The organism is Motiliproteus sp. (assembly GCF_965230735.1).
Taxonomy (GTDB): domain Bacteria; phylum Pseudomonadota; class Gammaproteobacteria; order Pseudomonadales; family Balneatricaceae; genus Motiliproteus.
This window is the reverse complement of record NZ_OZ246016.1, coordinates 2,398,406-2,420,751: the sequence shown is the minus strand read 5'-3', so window position 1 is coordinate 2,420,751 and position 22,346 is coordinate 2,398,406. Positions and strand designations below refer to the sequence as shown.

Here is a 22,346-nt window from a genome sequence, read left to right as displayed (position 1 = left end):
GAAAATTAAGGAAAACAATTAACTGTAAACTACAGGACAAGAATCAGCTCTCCCGCCCACAAAAAAGGGAAGCATATCGCTTCCCTTTTTGATTAGCCTATTGGCCTAGTAATAATACCCTGGTTTACTTGGCCTGGGCCAGCTCCAGCAGCTCTCGGATCGCCACGATGAAGACGGCGAAGTCCTGCTGGGTACTGCTGCGGATCTCGTCCAGCAGCTGTTGCCAGCGTTGCAGCAGGCGATGGTTGCTGTCCAGCCACTGGCTGACCAGGCTCTCACCAGCACTGTCGTCCAGATTGGCGTCGTTGCCGTTCAGCACCCGTACCGCGATCGCCTGCTGGTGACTGGTCAGGTCTTCACGGAAGCTGTCCCGGGCCACCGACTCCCAGTGGTTGGAGGTATCCAATTCCTGGACCTGATGGTCGAACCAGTTCAGCTGCAGACGATCGCCCAGGCCGAAGTGGATCTGGGCAACCAGCGTCAACGGCTGGCCAGTCTGCTCGGCAGATTGAATCACGCTGAGCAGGCTGTAGAGGCTGTCGGCCGCAGCTACCTTGGCCGCCAGTTCGGCCGGGATACCGTCCTCAACCAGCTCGTCGTGCTTTTGCTGCCAACGCTGTAGCGGCTCGCCTTCCAGCAGGGTACCGAACTGGCTGCTGAGTTCCTCAACCGCCGGCTGGAACCGCTCCACCACCTCACGTACCGAGGCCGCCGAGCGGCGGTTGCGCAGGAACCAGTAGGTCGCCCGACGCACCATCCGGATCAGGTCGGCCATCATCTGCTGCTGCAGTGACGCCGGCACCTGATTGTCCAGCGCTCCGATATCGCTCCACAGTTGTTCAATACCGAATACGTCCCGGGCGATCACGTAAGCGGCCGCCACATCGGCCAGATCGCTGCCGCCCATCTGGGAGATACGCTCGGCAAAGGTGATACCGATGCTGTTGACCATGCCGTTAGCCAGCTGGGTCGCGATGATCTCCGGGCGCAGGCGGTGGCTGTCGATCTGCTCGGCATAATCACCGATCAGGCGTTGCGGGAACGCCGACATCACTTCCTTGCTGAGGTAATCGTCCTCGGTGATCCAGGAATCGGCCAGCGCTTCTTTCAGCTCCGCTTTGACGTAGGAGATCAGCACCGACAGCTCGGGGCGAGTCAGCCCCTGGCCGCTGCCCTTGCGCTCCTGCAGCACCTCGTCGGCCGGAATAAATTCCAGTTCCCGATCCAACTTGCCGTCGGCTTCGAGGCGGTTGATCAGACGGGTGTACTCGTCCAGCGCCTTGCGGGCATGGCTGTGCGCCACACTGATCGCCAGCGCCTGCTGGTAGTTGTTTTTCAGTACCAGATCGGCGACTTCGTCGGTCATCTCCCGCAGCAGGTTGTTGCGTTGCTTGACGGTCAGATCACCGTTGGCCACCACTTCGTTCAGAAGGATCTTGATGTTGACCTCGTGGTCGGAACAATCCACCCCACCGGCGTTATCGATAAAGTCGGTGTTGGACTTGCCGCCCAGGGCGCAGAATTCCATCCGCCCCTGCTGGGTGAAGCCCAGGTTACCGCCCTCACCCAACACCTTGCAGCGCAGCTCGTTGCCGTTGACCCGCAGGCTGTCGTTGGCCTTGTCGCCGACGTCGCTGTGACTCTCAAAGCTGGCCTTGACGTAGGTACCGATACCGCCGTTCCAGATCAGATCCACCGGCGCTTTCAGTAATGCACTGATCAGATCATTGGGCGACAGGCGATCCTCACTGATCGCGAAGCGCTGCTTCATCTGCGGGCTGATCTCGATCCACTTGGCGGCCCGGGAGAAGATCCCGCCACCTTTGGAGATCAGTTTTTGGTCGTAGTCTTCCCAGGTGGAGCGCGGCAGCTCGAACATCCGCTTGCGCTCGACAAAGCTGCTGGCACAGTCCGGATCCGGATCGATAAAGATATGCATGTGGTTGAACGCGGCACACATCTGAATGTGTTCGGACAACAGCATGCCGTTACCGAATACGTCGCCGGCCATATCGCCGATCGCGATCACGCTGAAAGGCTCGGACTGCGTATCCAACCCCAGCTCGCGGAAGTGCAGTTTGACCGACTCCCAGGCGCCGCGGGCGGTGATGCCCATGCCCTTATGGTCGTACCCCTGCGAACCGCCGGAGGCAAACGCATCGCCGAGCCAGAAACCACGAGACTCGGCGATCTCGTTGGCGATATCGGAGAAGGTTGCGGTGCCCTTGTCGGCCGCGACCACGAAGTACGGATCGTCTTCGTCATGACGCACCACGTCGACCGGCGGCACCACCTCACCGGCAACCAGATTGTCGGTGATATCCAGCAGCGCGCTGATAAAGATCTGGTAGCTGGCGATCCCCTCGGCCAGCCAGGCTTCACGACCACCGTCCTGCGGCAGCTGCTTGGCGACGAAGCCGCCCTTGGCACCCACCGGCACGATCACCGAGTTCTTCACCTGCTGCGCCTTTACCAAGCCCAGCACTTCGGTACGGTAGTCTTCCAAGCGGTCGGACCAACGCAGTCCACCGCGGGCCACCTTGCCGCCGCGCAGGTGCACGCCTTCGACACGGGCGGAGTAGACAAATACCTCGAACATCGGCCGCGGCAGTGGGATATCGCTGATATCACGCGGGCTCAGCTTGAAGGCGAAGTAATCTTTCAGCTCGCCCTGCTCGTCGGTCTGGAAGAAGCTGGTCCGAAGGGTCGCTTTGATCAGCTCCAGGAAGCGGCGCAGGATCTTGTCTTCGTTGAGGTTGGCGACCCGATCCAGCGCGTCCAGCACACTGTTCTCGATCCGCTCGGCCAGGGCCTCGACCTTGTCACTCTCCTGTCGCTGGGGCTCGAACCGGGCCCGGAACAGCGCCACCAGCAGGCGGGTAACCTGGATATGGTTCGACAGGGTGGCAGCGATATAGGGCTGGGAGAAGCCGAAACGGATCTGCTGGCAGTAGCGGGCATAGGCACGCAGCATCGCCACTTCGCGCCAGTTCAGGTTGGCGCCGATCACCAGCTGGTTGAACTCGTCGTTCTCGGCACGACCGCTCCAGATGGTCGCAAACGCCTGCTGGAACACCTCCTGCACCTGCTCCAACACCACCGGCTCGGAGCCCTGATGAATCAGGGTGAAGTCGTGCATCCAGAAACGCTGACCGTCCTGGCGGCGGATCTCGTAGGGGTGCTCGCCCACGACCCGCATGCCGAGGTTTTCCAGTACCGGGATCACATCGGACAGCACCAGGGATTCATCGGAGTTGAACAGCTTGAAGCGCAGCAGCTGCTGGCTCTGCTCCAACACCCGGTAGAAGCTCATCGTGATCGGGTTGTCGTCGCTCAACGCTTCGATCCGCTGGATATCATAGACCGCACTGGCCGGGACGAAGTGCTCACGGTAGGCGCTGGTGAAACCGTAACGGTAGTGGCTCAGCAGTCGATTGCCCTGCTCTTCGCCGCAGTTTTCGATCAGCGCGGCGTGCAGCTCGTCGTTCCAGTCGCGGGAGACGTTGACCACCTCTTTTTCCAGCTGGGTCAGGTCAAACTGCGGCGGGTTGGACGGATCGGTCCGCAGCACAAACTGTACCCGCGCCAGCACCGACTCATTGAAGGTGGTGGTGAAGTCCACGGTGCTGGCACCGCAGGCTTTGACCAACAGATCCTGTACCTGTAAGCGCAGCTCGGTGGTAAAGATGTCGCGCGGCACGAAGTACAGGAAGGTCATAAACTGGTTGCTGCGATCCTGGCGCATCAGCAGTCGTGCCTTACGGCGCTCGTTGAGGCTGAAGATGCCCATGGCGATCTCGAGCAGCTGCACCTCGCTCGACAGGATCAACTCATCACGGGGCAGATCGTTCATAATCTGCAGCAGCTGCTTGCCGTTGTGGCTGCGGCGGTCGAAGCCGGTCTGGGTCAGCACCGTCTTGGCCTTGTCACGGACCACCGGAATACCGGACATCGGCTCGGAGTAAACGGTCGAGGTGTAGAGGCCGTGGAAGCGGCACTTGCCGATCACGTTCCCGGCATCGTCAAACCGCTTGATCACGATGCGGTCGATATAGGCCGGACGGTGTACCAGCGAGAAACGGTTGTCCTTAGCGAACATCAGGGTCGAGGGTTCGAGCAGAAATTCCCGTTCCGCTTGCGGCAAAGCTTCGAGCTTGACGCAGACCGGATTGCGCTCCAAGCGGAAGATCCCCAGTTCGCTGTTCTCCACGGTGCAGACCTGCCCATCGGCAATCTCGACCTCGTCGTAGCCCAGGAAGGTGAAACGGTCATCCTGCAACCACGCCAGGAACTGACCGATCACCGGATCCTGCTGACCCAGCTGCTGCGCCATTTCGGCAGCCTTATCCTGCATCGCCTGGTAATCCTCAACCGCGATACGGACATGGGCCAGCACCTGCTGCAGCTCGGCCAGAATCTCCTTGTGCTCGGCTTCATCGCTGGTGCGGTCGACTTCGAGATAGATCAGCGACTCGGCCTGAAAGCCCTCTTCAGCGGCACTGCCGAACTCCTGCAACACACCGTTTTCACGTCGGCAATGCAGAATCGCGTTATGGATGGTATGGATCGCCAAGCCGCGACGGTTCATTGCCATTCGGACCGAATCGACCAGAAACGGCATATCCGGTTGGATGATTTCGATCACGGTGTGCTGGGCGCGCCAGCCATGCTTTTCCAGATCCGGGTTATAGAGCCGGATCCGGGGTTGCTCGGGATTGAACTCCTGCAGCAGCTCCCAGCAGGACAGGGTCGCGCCATAGAGGTTTTCCAGCGAACGCTCGCTAAGTTCGTCGTGGGTCGCGGTCTGGTAGTAAAGCGGTGCAAATTCATTCACCCGTGCCGCCATGGCCGCTTTGAGACGCTGGCTGAACAGCTCGGTCAGTGGAGACAGGAGTGAAAGGTTGTCACGGAATCGGTCGAACATGAGGGTTAATTTGTTAACCTGCAACAGGGCATATGAAAAGGCCTGTCGCGTGCCCGATTTCGGCGACAGGCCAGAGAAAGTGTTATCAATTGCTGTTTTGGCAAAACAGCAGTATTTATCTTGGTCTTTTTCAGCCAGTCCAGCTCAATCTGGCCGAAAAGATCTACTTTATAGCAGCTAATTATGTCAGCTTTTTAGCAATAAAACTGAACAACCGGCACGTTCCGCCACCCGGGCCGAAACCGAGCCCAGCAGGAACTCATCCACTTTTGAGCGGTGGTGAGCCGACATCAGCACCAGGTCAACGCCCTGCTTGCGGATATAGCGCACGATCATCTCTGCCGGCGAGCCTTCATAGACCTTGAGCACCGGCTTGATATCCTCCGGTACGATCTCAGACGCCAACGCCTTGAATTTACGCGCCACCTCGGTCACGGCCTTCTGGTGCTCCCGCTCACTGAAGAACGAGGCCACCAGCGAGTTACCGAACCCGGGAACAACGGTGATCAGATGGAGCTCAGCATCATTTTCCCGAACCTCCCGCAGCGCCAGTTTTAGGGCTTGCTGGATAAAATCCGGTTCAGACAGGTCCACCGGTACCAGTACTTTTTTAAACATCCCTTCTTCCTGCAAAAGCGGCCCGACGATCGACGCCGGGCCTGGGTTATCAATTGGGGGCGTTTCAGACCGAAGCCGAGGCACCCTGTAACGCTTGCTCATCCCGTGAACGACGGCGACGCTGCAGACTGATCAACAGCAGCAGCAAAGCCACCGCCGGAATATAGATCAGCTGTTTCGGCGGCTGTGCCTGGGGGGCTTCGACGCCGGTGATCACCTGATCGAAGGCCATCCCCGCTTTCTCGGCGGCACTGTCGAAACCGACGAAATCCACCAGGGTGCGATCGCCGCTGGCGATCAGCTCCAGACCAACACTGGCCAGACGATCGCGACCGTTATCGCCTTCGCCCAACACCAGCGTGGCCACGAAGGAGCGGGCATTACCGACCGCATCTTCGCCGTCGACCCAGAAGCGCAGCTCGGTGCCCGGCTCGACGGTATCGAGGGTCTGTACCAGCGCACTGGGTTCGATCTGCTGATAAGGCGCCACGATTCGATCCATCCAGAAACCGGGACGGAACAGCGAGAATGCGATCAACAACAAGGCCAGAGTCTCGTACCAGCGGTTGCGGGTGAAGAAATAACCCTGGGTCGCGGCGGTAAAGATCAGCATCGCAATCGTCGCGACGATAAAGACCTGAATCCCCTGGGCCCAGCTGACATCGATCAGCAACAGGTCGGTGTTGAAGATAAACAGGAACGGGAGCGCCGCGGTTCGCAGGCTGTAGCTGAAGGCCTGGAAACCGGTGCGGATCGGGTCACCGCCGGACACAGCCGCCGCAGCAAACGAGGCCAGCCCCACCGGCGGCGTCACATCGGCCATGATGCCGAAGTAGAACACGAACAGGTGCACGGCGATCAGCGGCACGATCAGACCGGACTCCTGGCCCAGCGAGATCACTACCGGCGCCAACAACGACGACACCACGATGTAGTTGGCGGTGGTCGGCAGCCCCATCCCCAGGATCAGACTCAACACGGCGGTGAGCATCAGCATCAGCAGCAGGTTGCCCATCGACAGCACTTCCACCAGATCAGCCAGCACCGAGCCGACACCGGTCTGCGAGACCGCACCGACGATAATCCCGGCGGTGGCGGTGGCAATGCCGATTCCGATCATGTTGCGGGCACCGACGATCAGACCGTCGATCAGCTCGTTGAAGCCCTTGCGCAGACGGCGGGGCAATTCGTCCTTACCGCGGAACCAGGCCATCAACGGCCGCTGGGTCACCAGGATGAACATCATCAGCACCGTGGCCCAGAAGGCCGACAGCCCCGGCGACAGGCGCTCGATCATCAGACACCAGACCAATACCACCACCGGCAGCAGGTAGTGCAGACCGGATTTGACCGTCGGACCCACTTCCGGCAGTTGCACCATCGGCGAGTCGGGATCGTCCAGCTCCAGATCCGGTACCCGCGAGGCAAAGCGGATCAGGAACAGATAAACCACAAACAGCAGCGCCGCGATCACCAGGCCTGCGTAGTCACCGAAGGTAGGTTTAACCCAGCCGATGCCGTAATACACCACCGCCGCGATGCCGGCGGTGACCAGGAAGCCGGTCAACATGCCGATCAGACGTAGCTGCCAGGTTTTGACTTCCATCCGGCGAGGCAGCCCCTGCATGTTCTGCTTCAGGGCCTCCAGGTGGACGATGTAGATCAGCGCCAGGTAGGAGATCAATGCCGGCAGGAAGGCGTGAGTGATAACCTCAACGTAGGAGATGCCGACATACTCGACCATCAAGAACGCCGCGGCGCCCATAACCGGCGGCATGATCTGACCGTTGACCGAGGATGCCACTTCGACCGCACCGGCCTTCTCGGAGGTGAAGCCGACCCGCTTCATCATCGGGATGGTGAAGGTGCCGGTGGTGACCACGTTGGCGATGGAGGAGCCGGAGATCAGGCCGGTCAGACCGGAGGAAACCACCGCCGCCTTGGCCGGGCCGCCACGCATATGGCCCAGCAGCGAGAACGCCACCTTGATGAAATAGTTACCGGCACCGGCTTTGTCCAACAGTGCGCCGAACAGCACAAACAGGAATACAAAGTTCGAAGACACCCCCAGCGCGATACCGAATACCCCTTCGGTGGTCAGCCACTGGTGGTTAACCAGCTCTTTGAGGGTAACGCCCTTGTGGGCGATCAGCTCCGGCATCCAGGGCCCGGCCAGCGAATAGGTCAGGAACACGATCGCCACGATCATCAGCGGCGGTCCCAGGGTCCGTCGGGTCGCTTCCAGCAGCAGGATCAGACCGGTAATCGAGAACACTAGGTCCTGGGTGTTGGGCAGACCCGGACGGGTCACCAACTGGTCGTAAAACAGGAAGATATAGCTGGCGCTGAAGGCGCCCAGCAGGCTCAGGGCGATGTCGGTCACCGGAATATGGTGACGCGGCGAGCGGGCCAGCGCCGGATAGGCGGTAAAGGCCAGAAACGCAGCAAAGCCCAGGTGAATGGCGCGCACTTCGGTGTCATTGAAAATGCCGAAACTACCGATCAGCGGCCAGTCGTAAAACGGTAATGGTGATGCTATCCAGAGCTGGAACAGTGACCAGCACAGTGCGGCAGCGAGTAGAATTTTTCCTTGCCAACCTTCAGGGATACGGGCGCCGGTATCGTTGGCGGCCACCATCTCCTGCAGTTCCCTATCATCAGCCTCAGCCTGTCGGTTTTGTAGTTCTGTCATAATCGCTCCGACAATTAAGCGTGAAACAAGCGCCGGCAGAGCCTAATCAAGCGGGGGCGGCAGACGCTCTAAAAAGAACGGTCAACCCGAGAGGGGCTGACCGTGATCCCTAGGGGATGAGCGGGTCCGGATTACATCCAGCCCTGTTCTTTGTAGTAGCGCACAGCGCCTTCGTGCAGCGGAGCAGACAGACCGCCGGAGATCATGGTCTTCGGATCCAGGTTGGCGAAGGCCGGGTGCAGACGCTTGAAGCGATCGAAGTTGTCGAAGACCGCCTTAACGACCTGATAAACGGTTTCATCGTCAACGTCGGCAGAGGTCACCATGGTGGCCGCGTTACCGAAAGTGGTCACGTCACTGTCGGTTCCCTTGTACAGGCCGCCCTTGATGGTGGCTTCGGCGTAGTAGTCGTTCTCGGCGATCAGCTTGTCGATCGCTTTGCCGGTAACCGGAACAACGACAGAATCACAGGAGGTGGTGGCTTCCTTGATCGCACCGGACGGGTGACCAACGGAGTAGATCATCACGTCCAGCTTGTTATCGCACAGCGCTTGAGCCTGCTCGGAAGCCTTCAGCTCAGCGGCCAGCTTGAAGCTGTCACGGGTCCAGCCTTTCTCGGCCATGATCACTTCCATGGTGCCGCGGGTACCGGAACCCGGGTTGTTCAGGTTAACGCGCTTGCCAACCAGGTCGTCGAAGGTTTTAACGCCGGAATCGGCACGGGCGACAACGGTGAACGGCTCGTTGTGGACAGAGAACAGCGCACGCAGGTTTTCAAACTTACCCTGATCGATGAAGGTCTGGTGCTTGGTGCCGTTTAGGGCGTGGAACTGCCAGTCAGACTGGGCCATACCCATGTCCTGCTGTCCCTGACGGATCGCATTGATGTTAGCCACAGAGCCGCCAGTGGACGGTGCGGTGCACTTGATGCCGTGATCGCTGGTGCCGCGGTTGACCAGACGACACATGGACTGACCGACAACGTAGTAAACACCAGTTTGACCACCGGTACCGATGGTCACGTAGGTCTGATCCGCCGCCAGCGCGCTGGAAGCGCCGAACGCAGCCGTCAGGCCTACAGTGGAGGAAAGTAGCGTCGTTGCAAGTTTGTTCTTCAGAGACATGTGCATTCCTAATTATCGTTATCATCCCGCCGGGCGGGTCATCATTATGGTTGGCAGCAATCCTTGCGATCACGGCCGGCATGGCTCCCGTGACAAGACGGTTTGGTTTCGCCTCGGGGGCAGTCAATCAAGACTCGGGACAACATAAGTCAACCCGGCCAACGCCTGAACCGCCATTCACGCCAACAAAACCTCCTGGCGTGCCAATCTCTGATAAAAAATGATCTGGTGGCTAAAACCCCTCTAAAACCGGAAACAGTGACTGCCAACCCACAAAAGCGCCGCTATCATAGGACGCCAAGCGGCACCAACTGAGAGCCGCTGGAAACTCACTAGCTGATGCCCGCGATGAACCTGCTACAACGACTCAAACAACTCCGTCGCCAAAAACCCCTCGGTATCCGCCTGTTGACGGCGATTCTGCTCTGCAGTTCGTTGATCACCCTGATCGCCACCGGTACTCAGCTTTGGCTCGACTACCGCTACGAACTCTCCGCCATCGATGAACGCCTGCATCAGATCGAGACCAGCTCGCTGAACAGCCTGTCCAACAGTCTGTGGGAGATCAGTCCGGCCCAGGTGCAGGTGCAGCTGGACGGCCTGCACCAGTTGCCGGATGTGCGCTACTTGGAGATCAGCTCGCAGTACGGCGATGACTACCGTGCCGGTACCCGCCCCACCTCCGGCTCGATTCTCGAGCGTCGCTACCAGCTCGAACACCGCAGCGCCGATGGCCACCTGTTTCAGGTCGGTGAGCTGACCTTGATTATCAGCCTGGACGAGGTCTACCAACGCCTGGCCGACAAGGTACTGGTGATCCTGGCGTCCCAGGGGATCAAGACCTTCCTGGTGTCGATCTTCATCCTCACGATCTTCAGTCGCCTGGTCACCCAGCACCTGGGCACCATGGCCGCTTACGCCCGCCGACTGAAACTGGATCATCTGGACCAGCCGCTGCTGTTGAAGCGCCATCAGCGCCATCACGACGATGAGTTGAGTCAGGTGGTCGACGCGATGAACAGCATGCGTGAATCGATGCTGCAGGACATCAGCAAGCGTGAGCAGGCCGAACAGGAGCTGGCCCGCTTGAATACCGAACTGGAACAGCGCGTGGTCGACCGAACCCAACAGCTCGAGCAACGCAATCAGGAGCTGCAACAGCTGCTGTCCAAACTGCAAACCACTCAACAGCAGCTGGTGGAATCGAAGAAACTGGCAGCCTTGGGCGGCCTGGTGGCCGGGGTTGCCCACGAGATCAACACCCCAATCGGGATCGGATACACCGCAGCCTCCTACCTGAGCGACCAGGCCCGGCTCTATAAGCAGCAGCGGCCAGAGGAACCGATGACCGATACCCTGATGGAGACCAGTCGGTTGATCTGCCAGAACCTGGAGCGCGCCACCCAACTGATCAGCGCGTTCAAGCAGGTCTCCGTCGACCAGTCCAGCGAACAGAGACGCCGCTTTGATCTGATCGAATACCTGGACGAGATCCTGACCTCACTGCAGCCGCGCCTGAAACAGTGCCGCCCCGAGATTCGGATCAACGGCCCACAGCAACTGATGCTGGACAGCTTCCCCGGCGGTTACTACCAGATCTTCACCAACCTGATCCTGAATTCGCTGTTGCATGGGTTCGACAACCGATCCGGCGGTGTGATCGAGATTGAGCTACACGTTGATGGCGACCTGCTGCAGATCGACTACCGGGATAACGGTGTCGGCATTGCCGAGGATTGGCATCAGAAACTGTTCGAACCCTTTATGACCACCAAACGCAGTCAGGGCTGCAGCGGCCTGGGCATGCACATCGTCTTCAACCTGGTTCATCAACTGCTCAACGGCCAGATCCGCTCGCTGGTCTCAGACCAGGGTGCGCACTTTCAGATCGAATTGCCGCTGCAGGACACCGCGGCGATGGGGGACGAGGGTTAACGGATCAAGCCCGCCTCGCGGAAGTAGCGCAATGCGCCGGGATGCATCGGCGCGGCCAGCGGGCCATTCACCATCGCAGCGGACTCAAGTTGCTGAAAAGCCGGGTGCATCCGGCGAAAACTCGGCAAACGCTCAAACAGCGCCTTGACGATTGCATAGGCGTCCTGCTCCGGCAGATCCGCCCGGCTGATCACCGTGGCACGCACGCCCGCGGTATCGATATCGGCCAACCCTTGGGCGTAGTAGCCGCCATTGAGGCGTGCGGAACGGTAGTGGGGGTTTTGATCGGACAGGGTCAGGATATCGCTGGCCGCCAACGCCAACAATCGGCTGTCACAATCACGCAGCGCTTCCTTGATCGCACCGCTGGGGTGCCCCACCACATAAAGGGTCGCATCGATCCGCCCGTCGCATAAAGCCTGGGCTTGCTGTGCCGGCTCCAGCTGGTGAACTTCGGGAAAATCCGACAGGGTCCAACCCCGTGCCTGCATCAGCAACTGCAACGTCGTACGCTGACTGCTGCCCTTCGGTCCGATGTTGATCCGCTTGCCCAACAGATCATCGAAACTGTCGATGCCGCTGTCCTTGCGCGCCACCACGGTGATGTACTCGGTGTACAGGCTAAATAGCGTTCGCAGCTCCCCCAGCGGCTTATCGAAATGCCCCCGCCCCTGGATTGCATCATGGAGCTGTCCGGCCTCGGCGATGCCCAGATCGAGTTGTTCAGACACCACCTGCTGCAGATTGCTGACCGAACCGGGCGTACTCCGAACCGCGCAGCGAATTCCATGCTCCATCCGGCTTTGGTTAACCAGCCGACAGAGAGCTCCGCCTGCCGGATAGTAAAGACCGGTCACACCGCCGGTGCCTAACGAAATAATTTTGCTCTGCGCACTGGCATCTGCCAGCAGAAAAGGACTCAGCAGCAGGCAACCAGCGAGATGTTGAAACCACTTTTTCATTCAGCCATCCCGTGTCGAAGTCAAACCGCAGAGTATCAGGTAAACGACCGCTCAAAGCTACCTTGCAACAGCGTCATTGGAAGACGAAAAACAGGCCTGCCGCCTTAACGCTAACCGTCGGGCAAATGGGTTACTTAGTGTTACAAGAATTCATTGAAACACTAAATATCCGTGATCCGATGTGAGAACATATACATACGGCTTATCTAATTTAGCTGTTTTGTAAGGCGTCACGATTTGTCTGACCTGTCGCCACGCGATTCCAAGCTAAACACAAGATAACCGCACGCGGTAACCGAGGGTACGGAATCATGGACAGTCCAAGTAACCCCTATCTCAGCCCTACTATTCTTGACGCTGAAGCCTTAGCCGGCAGCGATCTGTTTTCCAACAACAAAACCATCATGCTGTTGATCTGCCCGACCACTGGCAGCATTGTTGGAGCCAGTAGCGGCGCCTGCGAATACTACGGTTACTCACGTGAGCAGCTGACCTCCATGGCCATTGCCGAGATCAATACCGCCTCGGTCGAAGAGATCAGCGAAGAGATGAACCAGGCCGAGTCGGAATCCCGAAATTTCTTTGTGTTTTCCCATCGGCTCAGTAGTGGTGAAATACGCAAAGTCGAAGTGATCTCAACCCCGATCAACGTCGGAGAGAACAAGCTGCTGTTTTCCGTGATTCATGATGTCACCGAAAAGCTGCTCGTCGAAGAGAAAGCCAAGCGCACCCTGTCGGAACTTGAAACGATCCTGGATAACGCCCACGAAGGTATCGCCTATATCCGAAATCGGGTGTTCGTCCGGGTCAACAACTGGCTGCTGGAACAGACGGGGTACCAGCGGGCAGAACTGGAAGGCAGCGACACCAGCATCATCCATGAAAGCCTGAAAAGCTACCACCAGATCGGTAAGGAAGCCTACTCGGGCATCGAAGGCGGCAATGTCTATCGCGCCGAGATACGCCTGAAGCGCAAAGACGAGTCCCTGTTCTGGTGCCGAATTACCGGCCGAGTGATCGATCAGGACGCTGACGGGGCCGGCTCGATCTGGCTGTTCGATGACATCTCCAAGCAAAGACAGAAGGAACAGGCCCTTCATCAACGGGCCAACTTCGACCACCTGACCGGTCTACCCAACCGCGCCCTGTTCCTGGACCGGCTGACGCAAGCCATCTCCCGGGCTAAACGAAACGGCGAGCGCCTGGCTCTGCTGTTTGCCGATCTGAACGGCTTTAAAGCCATCAATGACTCGCTGGGACACAGCGCCGGCGATCAGGCGTTGATTGAAATTGCACAACGACTAACCCGAACCATTAGAGATTCGGATACCCTGGCCCGATTCGCCGGTGACGAATTCACCATGGTTCTACCGGGAATTGACTCACAAGCCTCGATCGACCGCTTTATCGGCAAGATAAACCGCCAATTTGACCAGCCGTTTGTGATCGATGGAATCTCCATTGCGCTCTCACTGAGCATCGGCCCGGCAATCTATCCCGAACAGGGCGAATCCATCAATGAACTGCTCGTTCGTGCCGATGAGCAGATGTACCAACAGAAAAGAGCCGGTCGAAAACCCGCCAAGAAACTAACCCAGTCTCTTGCCGCAGTGAGTCAGTATTTCAGCGGTCCTAATGAAAACCTGATGCAGAAGAAACCTGAGCCTTAAGCTGCTACTGACATCCTGGACTAGAGGGTAAGAGTTGAGAGTTAAGGGCTAACGCTTAAAAACCGTTCCGATTGAATTACAGCCTTAGCGTTAAGGTAGCCCGCTGCTGTTTTCGCCCCTTGAGCGCGCAAAACTCCTGCACCCGGCCGTCCTGATAGGTCACTTTGACATTGAACCCCATCGCGGGCCGATGATTCAGCACCAGCAATCGCTGCTGGCCCGGTTCGATCCTGAATACCTGCAGGCTGGATTGGCTATCGGCACTGCCAAAATCCAACTGTATCGCGTCGATACGCTGGCCACTGGCGTTGTTAAAGGTTACCTCCATGCCGTGTAGTGGCGCGTTACTTCGGCCGACAGCAAAACCGGCGCCAAAGATCAGCACCAGTAACAGCGTTGCTGCCCAGTAAGCCCGGCTGCTGGCCATCATGGAAATACCCTAAGACTTATATAAGAAACGGCTACTATAGCAAATCAATCGGCAACGGGTGACAGGATCTCCATCGGTTCGGCGATGTTTTTCAATCGGTGCTGCCCATGGGAGTTCCAGCCCATCGGATAGCAGTCAGCGAATACCTTGGATGCCAAGATATTTTGTCCCAGTACCGGACACATCCCCTCCACCCGGGCCGCTTCATTGGCCGCCTCGCCAATAACGGTGAACTCCAACCGTGACGGGATACCGATATTGCCGTAGAGCACCTCTCCCTTGTGCAGGCCGATTCCGAAGTCGATCGCCGCCTGATCCTGCGACCGTCGTTGCCGATTCAATTCAGACAGCCGCTGCAACGCCAGACGCGAGGCCTGCATCGCTTTGTCACAGGCGGAGCGCTCGGAATTGAATTCCTGGATCGGGAAGATCGCCAGCGACGCATCACCGATAAAACGCAACAGTTCGCCACCATGTTCGACCACGGCACCGGCGGTCACTTCATAGTACTGATTCAGCAACTCGAGGAAGCCACAAGGCGGATACTGCTTGGCCAGAGAGGAGGAACCGCGCAGGTCGCAGAAAAAGATCACCGCATTGATCGGCTCCACATCGCCGCGTTGAATGTTGCCGGCCAGAACCCGTGAACCGGAGTAGCCGCCCAGATAGGTATCGAGAATATCCTCGGTCAGCTTGCGATGGGCCAGGCTTTTAATCAACGCCGCCAGCGGTAAACGTAAGCGGGATAAGAATCGAAGCTGAGCCGGGCTAAACCCCTGCTTATCGGTCGTCGACCAGGTCAACACCACGCCTTCCTGCTCGTTCGGCGCTAGCGTTCGATCACCGTATCCGGCCATCTGCAGATAGTATTCGGTTACCCCCTCCTGGCACATCTCACGCAACAGCTGATACGGCTCGGCCTCCGGACTAGGTAACCGGAATAGATGTTCGTTGGCACCGGCTTCGTAAGTTGGTCTGAGCGGGCTGCTTAGCCAAGCCTTGCTGAGTCGATCCCCTCGGGTAAAGGCATCCTGAAAACATCCCTGCCCGCGCTTCCAGTAATATGTGCCGACCGAATACAACGGATGCAGCATCGGCAAACCGATATGCATCCGGTAGATATCGAAGCCAATGCTCTGCAGCCGCTGCATCAATTCCAGCTGCATCTGTTCGATTTTCCACGGATTGAGGGAGCGCTCGTGCAACCAGTCGACCAGTTGCTCGTACTGTTTCTCCAGTTGCTGTGCTTCAATCACCGTATCGCTCCTCAGTTCAACCTTTCCGGGGATAAACGTTCAGCCTACTGAACAGTTTAAGCCGCAGCCTGCTAAAGCACATCCGATCAGTCGTGTTAACCCAAGCAATCGAGGCTGAGAGTTAAGCGATAGAAACGGCTCCACCTACTTGGATGCGTAGGCGAAGCGGTGGAGCTTCAAAGCGAAATCGAAGTTCGAGGGGGGGCGTCAGATCGGGACAGGACGCCCCGACCTGGTCGTTATCGTACAACCGGGTTAAAGCTGCGCCAGCGCCTGCTTAACCTTGGCGACCACCGATTCGGACACCCAAGCGCTCCAGATCGATTCGTACTGGGTCAGGAAGTGCTCCATGGCGATATCGCCATCGGCCTGATTCTCCTCCATCCAGGCCAGCAACTGGTTCATCTGGTCGTTGGTGAAGGAACGCATCGACAGGTACTCGTAGGCCTGAGGCGCTTTGCTGGCGAAATCCGCAGTTGTCACGGTATGGACCGGCAACGGCGGCCACATGGTCGCCTGGGTGGGCGGACAGGTTTCCTGGGTGGTGCAGCTCAGAAAGTAGGCTTCATCGACGCCGGTACCAAAATCCACCTTGACCATGTCGTACTTACCCAGCACCGCGGTTGGCGCCCAGTAGTAGCCGAACCAGGGCTGCTGGCGCTCATACGCACGGGCAATGGTTCCGGAAAGACCCGCGCTGGAACCCGGATCGACCAGCTCAAACCCTGCCTCAGCCAGTTTAAGCGCTTCGAAGTTATGGCCGGCGGTGAGCTGGCAGGTCCAACCCGCCGGACAGCCGATAAAAGCGGAAGTGTCGGGATCTTCGGGGTTTTCGAACAACTTGGCGTTGGCTTTGATACCCTCGATGGTGGCCAGGCTCGGATCCTGGTCAACCAGGTACTTCGGCACCCAGAAACCCTCCTCCCCGCCGTCGGCAAATGCCTTGCCGGCAATCCGCAGACGGTTTTCGGCAACCCCTTTCTCGATGGCGTCTTTGATCGCATTGGTCCAGAGTTCCGGCACCACATCCGGTTTGCCCTTCTCGATGATCGAAGTACCGGTCGGTACGGTATCGCCGGGGATCAGTTCAGCATCGCAGCCATAGCCATGTTCAAGGATAAAGCGATCGACATTGGCGATCAGTGTGGCCGAATTCCAGTTCATATCGGCGATGGTCACGGTGCCGCAATCGTTGTCAGCCTGGGCTAAACCAGCCGCCGCCAGCATGGGTAGCGCAGCAAGTAGGTGCTTCATCGAATTCTCCATTGACGGGTTCTCCGTTGACGAGTTGTCAATCGTATAGTCGAGCTGTCCCTAGTCTCGATCCGAGTAGCCGCGTAAGAATCTGATCCACACGACGCACGCCAACCCGAAAGAGTACAAACCTAGCCAGCCAAATTTTCGGCGAGTTTACTCAGCCGTGAGGCAAGATGAAATACCGATCCGATACAGATATCGACAAATAGGTTTCTGGATAAGATATGGAGCCAAGGCAGATGTGATTGACACCGATAAATCCACCCTGGCTGATTTCTTGATTATGGTGCGTTTGCCGCTACTGGGCTTTTTTCACCACCACCAGTGCAACCCCGATCACCGATAACAGCCCACCGCACATCGCCAGCAGACCCAGTCGTTCATCGAACAGGATATAGGCTTCCAGCGCCGTCACCGGCGGGACCAGATAGAACAGGCTGGCCACCTGGGAGGCCGCCCCGCGACGGATCAGCTGCATCAGCAACAGAATCGCACCGACCGACAGCCCCAGCACCAACCAGCCCATCGCCAGGATCAACTGGGTATCCCAGTCCACAACCCGGGTTTCAAAGGCGAAAGCACCGATGGCAAACAGTGCCCCAGCGGCGCAATATTGGATAAAGGCACCGGGAACAAGCTCGACGCCCTGACAGTAACGCTTCTGATAGACAGTGCCGATGGAGATGGCGAACAACGCTATCAGTGCCCAGGCCAGGGTCCACAACGGGAAGCTGGTCATCTGCTCGGTTCCGCCCATCTTTTCCAGCAACACCAGACTGACACCGACCAACCCGAGCAGCAATCCCAGCCATTGTTTCCAAACGACGGTTTCGCGTAATACCACCACCGCCGCCAATGCCGTAACCAGCGGCTGCAATCCCACGATCAACGAAACCAGGCCGGCCGGCATACCGTCCTGGATGGCGTAGAACACACCACCAAGGTAAAACCCATGCACCAGCAAACCGGTTATCGAGGTATGAAACGCCGCCGTTACCGAGGGCCATTTCGACTTCACCCACATGGCCACCAGTGCCAGCAGCACCAGCGTTACCAGCATCCGATAGAGCAGCAGCGTGAAGGGTTCGGCATAGGGCAAGCCGTATTTGGCGCCGATAAAGCCGGTGCTCCAGAGCCATACAAAGACGGCCGGCATCAGTCGGATCGCTAGCCCGTCAGAGGTTTGTAGATTGCCGATTTCAGCCCGACTGGTTTGAGATGACATTAGTCCTACTCCTGCCTGTTTAGACGATCGGATCAGCGATCCAGATCGATCACGATACGACCGGTGACCTGGCCATCGATCAGCTTCTCGGAACTATCGGCTACCGATTCCAGATCGATCACCTCGATCAGCGAATCCAACAACTGCAACGGCAGCGCCGCCGCCAAGCGATTCCAGATCTGTAGCCTGCGCGCCTTCGGTTGGCGTACCGACTCGATCCCGATCAGTCGTATGCCGCGCAAAATAAACGGCATCACGGTGGACGACAGTTCGTGACTGGCGGCCAGACCACAACAGGCCACTGCACCCGGCTCTTGGGTTTCCGCCAACAGCCGCGACAGGATAGGGCCACCTACCGTGTCGATCGCTCCCGCCCAACGCTGCTTTTCCAACGGTCGGCAAGGGGCCTCCATCTCGGCTCGATCCAGGATCTGCTGCGCCCCGAGTCGGGTCAGGTAATCATGATTTGACGCCCGGCCGGTTACTGCCGCCACCTGATAACCCAGCGAACTCAACAAAGCGATCGCGATACTACCGACCCCACCGCTCGCGCCGGTTACCACGACAGTGCCCGAGTCAGGGGTAACTCCCGCCTCCTCCAGCTCCAGAATACTCAGCATCGCGGTAAAACCAGCCGTGCCAAGCGCCATGGCTTGTTTCAGAGTCAAACCGTCAGGCAGCGGCACCAACCACTCCGATGGCACCCGTGCCCGTTGGCTGAATCCCCCGCTGTGGCTAACCCCGACATCCCAGCCCGTCAGCACGACCTGATCACCGATTGCATAGTCTGAGGCGCCCGGATCCAATACCCGACCGGAGAAATCGACCCCGGGAATCAACGGAAACTGACGGATGATTTTTCCTTTACCGGTAACCGCCAACGCATCCTTGTAGTTCAACCCCGAATACTTCACCTCGACCAGCACATCACCCTCGGGCAACCGGTCCTGTTCCAGATTGACCAAATCCGCCTGATAGTGTCCGTCTTGATTCGAAACCAAAATCGCTTTGAACATGAAGCCCATCCTCTGCTGTCCGGGACTGACGTCGTTCGATCATCCTGTTGTTTGAACAGGGTCGAGATCAGCCTTTGCATTTTTGTTGACCCAGCTAAGTGTAACGGTAAAGAATGGTCCTCTAGCACCCTAAATTTGGCAAACTGGTTTTGCATAAATGCAACGCTCGATTCAACAAAAGTGCAATGAACTGGGACGATCTTAAATATTTCCTTTCCGTGGCACGGTCCAAAAGCCTCAGCGTGTCGGCGCGCAGCCTTCACGTCAGTCCATCCACGGTGTCACGTCGAATCGATGCGCTGGAACAGGCCCTGGGCACCCAGTTATTTTCTCGCCGTCAGGATGGCTATGATCTGACCGACGCCGGTGCCAACCTGATTTCCACCGCCGAACAAGCTGAGGCTCACCTGCTTTGGCTTGAGCGGGGGGCCGCTCGCAGCGAGACCGAAACGGCAGGGACCGTCCGGCTGGCTGTCCCCGAACTGCTGGGCCAGTACATTCTGATCCCGCAACTGAGCGATCTTCAGCACGCCCATCCAGAGATCCAGCTCGAAATCATCACCGATGTCCGATCGACCCCGTTGACCAAGCGTGAAGCCGACATCGCCATCCGGCTTACCCGCCCCACCCACGGCGACTACACCGTGCAGCGGATCGGCCAACTATCGCAGGCGCTCTACGCCAGCTCCGACTACCTCAACGCCATGGGAACGCCCAGATCCGCCTCGGATCTCGCCGAACATCGATTTGTCGGTTGGGATTCGGAGTTGAGTTATCTGCCGTTGGCCCACTGGCTCGAAGACCGCCCGGAGATACCGAGCCTGTATATGCGAACCGGCAGTTACCACTCCCAGTTAATGGCGGTCAGGGCCCATATGGGCATCGCCGCCCTGCCCCGATTTGCCGCAGAGCTGTTCGAGCTGCAGCGGGTGCTGCCGGAAGAGTCCAGCCTAGTGTCCGATATCTGGCTGGTCAGACAAGCCGACTCCCGCCGTCTGAAGCGGGTCAGCATCGTCTCCGATCAGATCAGTCGTATCATCAAAGGCGCCAGCGACCAGCTGGCCTGAACCGCACCCGACAGCTCTTTCTCTCCCCCCCTCCGGCGCATTCGCCCCACTAAACCGCTCTGACTAAGCGGTTCAAGCACAGCCTCTGATAGCCACTTTTGGCTGTTATCTCAGTCGCAGAGCAGCGAAAAATCACGCCTTTCAGTCACTACCCGTGCGCATTTGTCTCAATACCGACCATAGCAATTGTGAATTATTTTCTATTATGGAACCTCAAGAGCCATTTTAGAAATTTATTGACAGCCAAAAATCTCTGCAATATGGTACCTCAGGTTCCATTTTGGAACTTCGGATTATTTTATACCAATAAAAACACTGTCCGCTGGGTGTGCTAGGCCCATCGGGCACCGAACCAAAGGATCTAGCCATGAAAATTGCTAAGACTCGCCTTCGTTCATCATTCACCAGCATGACGGCAGCGGCGGTATTGGCCGCCTCAGCCAGTGCACCGGCCCTGGCTGCCGATACCGTTCGCTGGAAAGTGCAGTCGGTGTTCGGCACCCACCTTCCGGCGCTGGGTGACCCTATCGCTCAGATCGCCAAGCAGCTGAAATCCGTCAGCGATGGCGCGGTGCAGTTCAAAGTCTTTGAGCCCGGAAAGATTGTCCCGCCGTTTGCGATCACCGAAGCGGTTAAGAACAAGCAGATCCCGGCCGGTCTGGCCCTGCTCGGCTACGACCAGGGCAAAATCCCCGCCTCAGGTCTGTTCAGCAACGTCCCGTTCGGCATGGAGCCCTGGGAATACGCGGCCTGGTGGTATGACGGTGAAGGCCGCACCCTCGCCGAAGACCTCTACGCCAAGCACAATATCCACCCGGTACTCTGTGGTGTGATCGGTCCGGAAACCGCCGGCTGGTTCCGCCAGGAGATCAAGTCCATCGATGACTTCAAGGGTTTGAAGATTCGGTTCGCCGGTCTCGGTGGCCAGGTACTGCAGAAAGCAGGCGCATCGGTTACCTCGATGCCCGGTGGTGAGATCTTCCCCGCATTGGAAAAAGGCGCAATCGACGCCACCGAGTTCTCCATGCCGGCGATCGACCAACTGCTCGGCTTCAACAAGGTTGCCAAAAACAACTACTTCCCCGGCTGGCATCAGACCTTTACCGCCAACCACCTGGTGGTCAACAAGCAGGTCTGGGACGAGTTGAGCAAGCCCAACCAGGCGATGATCGAGATGGCCTGTACCGCCGGTACGCTGCGTGCGCTAACGCGAGGCGAATCGCTCCAGGGTGGCGTGGTGAACAGCTTTGCAGAAAAAGGGGTTACGGCCCGCAAGCTGGATCCGCAACTGCTGAGCGAGCTGAAGGCCCTGACCGACGAAGTGATGCAGGAGCAATCGGCCAACGATGCTGACTTCAAACGCGTCTACGAGTCTCAGCAGGCCTTTATGCAAGAGTACAAGTCCTGGAAGCGTCTGGCGTACCTGCCGCGGGACTTCTAAACCCGACCGCCGAAACGCTTGATCGTTACCCCCGCCTGCCCGCACCGCAGGCGGATTCGGGCCGATCAAGCCTCCTCTTTCCTGAAGTTTTAGCTGCCATACCGGGGGACTCATGTCTCAGAATCCTGTTGGGGCGCAGATCGACATTACTCATGTCGACCTTGATAGCCTCACCCACCACACCGAGTTACCACAGACTCGACTCTCGATCTGGGTCGATCGCTGCCTGTCTCGGATCGGCGAGCTGCTGTCCTGGGTTTGGACTCTGCTGATGGCCGTCATCATTCTGAACGTTTTCATGCGTTACGCCCTCGGCGAAGGGCGGATCGAATTCGAAGAGCTGCAATGGCACCTCTACGCCGTCGGCTGGTTGTTTGGATTGTCCTACTGCTTTGTCGCCGATGACCACGTCCGGGTCGACCTGATTCATCACCGTTTATCGATCAGAGCCCAAGCCTGGATCGAGCTGCTGGGCATTCTGTTGCTGCTGATCCCGTTCCTCAGCATCGTGCTCTGGTACGCCGTACCGTTCGTCGCCTACTCCTGGGAGATGCAGGAAGTTTCCGGCGATCCGGGCGGACTGCCGTTCCGCTGGCTGATCAAGTCCGCTCTCTTTATCGGCTTTGCGCTGCTGGCGCTGGCCACCCTGTCCCGCCTGAGCCGGGTCATCTGTTTGCTGTTTGTGCCACGCGCGCAGCCGTCCACTAAACCTGCTATCGCTTAGGAGGC

15 protein-coding genes are annotated in these 22,346 nt (G+C 58.2%); 5 read left to right on the top strand and 10 right to left on the bottom strand.

All coding sequences use genetic code 11. The features are described 5' to 3' along the window. Positions 1–124 precede the first annotated feature (124 nt). From ACO05M_RS11250 to ACO05M_RS11235, 4 genes are all read right to left on the bottom strand, one after another. Positions 125–4,924, bottom strand: a complete 4,800-nt coding sequence (locus ACO05M_RS11250; protein WP_421862622.1) for an NAD-glutamate dehydrogenase — start codon at positions 4,922–4,924, stop codon at positions 125–127. Positions 4,925–5,110: 186 nt separating this feature from the next. Beyond that, a complete protein-coding gene (locus ACO05M_RS11245) occupies positions 5,111–5,542 on the bottom strand; it encodes a universal stress protein (RefSeq protein WP_421862620.1) in 432 nt (143 codons plus the stop codon). A gap of 64 nt (positions 5,543–5,606) precedes the next feature. Continuing rightward, the gene (locus tag ACO05M_RS11240; protein WP_421862617.1) at positions 5,607–8,234 is read right to left on the bottom strand and encodes a TRAP transporter permease; all 2,628 of its coding nucleotides are present in this window, start codon (positions 8,232–8,234) and stop codon (positions 5,607–5,609) included. A 131-nt stretch (positions 8,235–8,365) separates the two neighbouring features. Further along, entirely contained in the window at positions 8,366–9,358 is a 993-nt protein-coding gene (locus ACO05M_RS11235; RefSeq protein WP_421862614.1) for a TAXI family TRAP transporter solute-binding subunit, read from the bottom strand. Positions 9,359–9,697: 339 nt separating this feature from the next. Here ACO05M_RS11235 and ACO05M_RS11230 point away from each other — a divergent pair, with 339 nt between their 5' ends. Then, a complete protein-coding gene (locus ACO05M_RS11230) occupies positions 9,698–11,293 on the top strand; it encodes an ATP-binding protein (protein WP_421862611.1) in 1,596 nt (531 codons plus the stop codon). On the opposite strand, the gene ACO05M_RS11225 is transcribed toward ACO05M_RS11230, so the two are convergent. Continuing rightward, positions 11,290–12,255 carry a TAXI family TRAP transporter solute-binding subunit gene (locus tag ACO05M_RS11225; RefSeq protein ID WP_421862608.1) on the bottom strand — a complete coding sequence of 322 codons (966 nt, stop codon included), beginning with the start codon at positions 12,253–12,255 and terminating at the stop codon, positions 11,290–11,292. The two genes, ACO05M_RS11230 and ACO05M_RS11225, sit on opposite strands and share 4 nt — an antisense overlap. 311 nt (positions 12,256–12,566) lie before the next feature. On the opposite strand from ACO05M_RS11225, the gene ACO05M_RS11220 reads away from it, so the two are divergent. Then, a complete protein-coding gene (locus ACO05M_RS11220) occupies positions 12,567–13,925 on the top strand; it encodes a diguanylate cyclase domain-containing protein (protein WP_421862604.1) in 1,359 nt (452 codons plus the stop codon). Between the two features lie 76 nt (positions 13,926–14,001). Here ACO05M_RS11220 and ACO05M_RS11215 read toward each other — a convergent pair whose 3' ends face one another. The 5 genes from ACO05M_RS11215 to ACO05M_RS11195 all read right to left on the bottom strand — a co-directional run bounded on the left by ACO05M_RS11215 (position 14,002) and on the right by ACO05M_RS11195 (position 19,109). After that, the gene (locus ACO05M_RS11215; RefSeq protein ID WP_421862601.1) at positions 14,002–14,355 is read right to left on the bottom strand and encodes a hypothetical protein; all 354 of its coding nucleotides are present in this window, start codon (positions 14,353–14,355) and stop codon (positions 14,002–14,004) included. A gap of 44 nt (positions 14,356–14,399) precedes the next feature. Further along, a complete protein-coding gene (locus ACO05M_RS11210; RefSeq protein ID WP_421862598.1) occupies positions 14,400–15,611 on the bottom strand; it encodes an adenylate/guanylate cyclase domain-containing protein in 1,212 nt (403 codons plus the stop codon). Positions 15,612–15,866: 255 nt separating this feature from the next. Then, positions 15,867–16,865, bottom strand: a complete 999-nt coding sequence (locus ACO05M_RS11205; RefSeq protein WP_421862595.1) for an ABC transporter substrate-binding protein — start codon at positions 16,863–16,865, stop codon at positions 15,867–15,869. A 301-nt stretch (positions 16,866–17,166) separates the two neighbouring features. Further along, positions 17,167–18,093, bottom strand: a complete 927-nt coding sequence (locus tag ACO05M_RS11200) for a DMT family transporter (RefSeq protein ID WP_421862592.1) — start codon at positions 18,091–18,093, stop codon at positions 17,167–17,169. Between the two features lie 32 nt (positions 18,094–18,125). Further along, a complete protein-coding gene (locus ACO05M_RS11195) occupies positions 18,126–19,109 on the bottom strand; it encodes an oxidoreductase (protein ID WP_421862589.1) in 984 nt (327 codons plus the stop codon). Between the two features lie 185 nt (positions 19,110–19,294). Between ACO05M_RS11195 and ACO05M_RS11190 the strand changes: the two genes are divergently transcribed. From ACO05M_RS11190 to ACO05M_RS11180, 3 genes are all read left to right on the top strand, one after another. Next, positions 19,295–20,176, top strand: coding sequence for a LysR family transcriptional regulator (locus ACO05M_RS11190; protein WP_421862587.1), 882 nt, complete (start codon positions 19,295–19,297; stop codon positions 20,174–20,176). A gap of 367 nt (positions 20,177–20,543) precedes the next feature. Further along, complete coding sequence (locus ACO05M_RS11185; RefSeq protein WP_421862584.1) at positions 20,544–21,617, top strand: TRAP transporter substrate-binding protein; 1,074 nt, start codon at positions 20,544–20,546, stop codon at positions 21,615–21,617. A 112-nt stretch (positions 21,618–21,729) separates the two neighbouring features. Further along, entirely contained in the window at positions 21,730–22,341 is a 612-nt protein-coding gene (locus tag ACO05M_RS11180; protein WP_421862581.1) for a TRAP transporter small permease subunit, read from the top strand. The last annotated feature ends 5 nt before the right edge of the window (positions 22,342–22,346 follow it).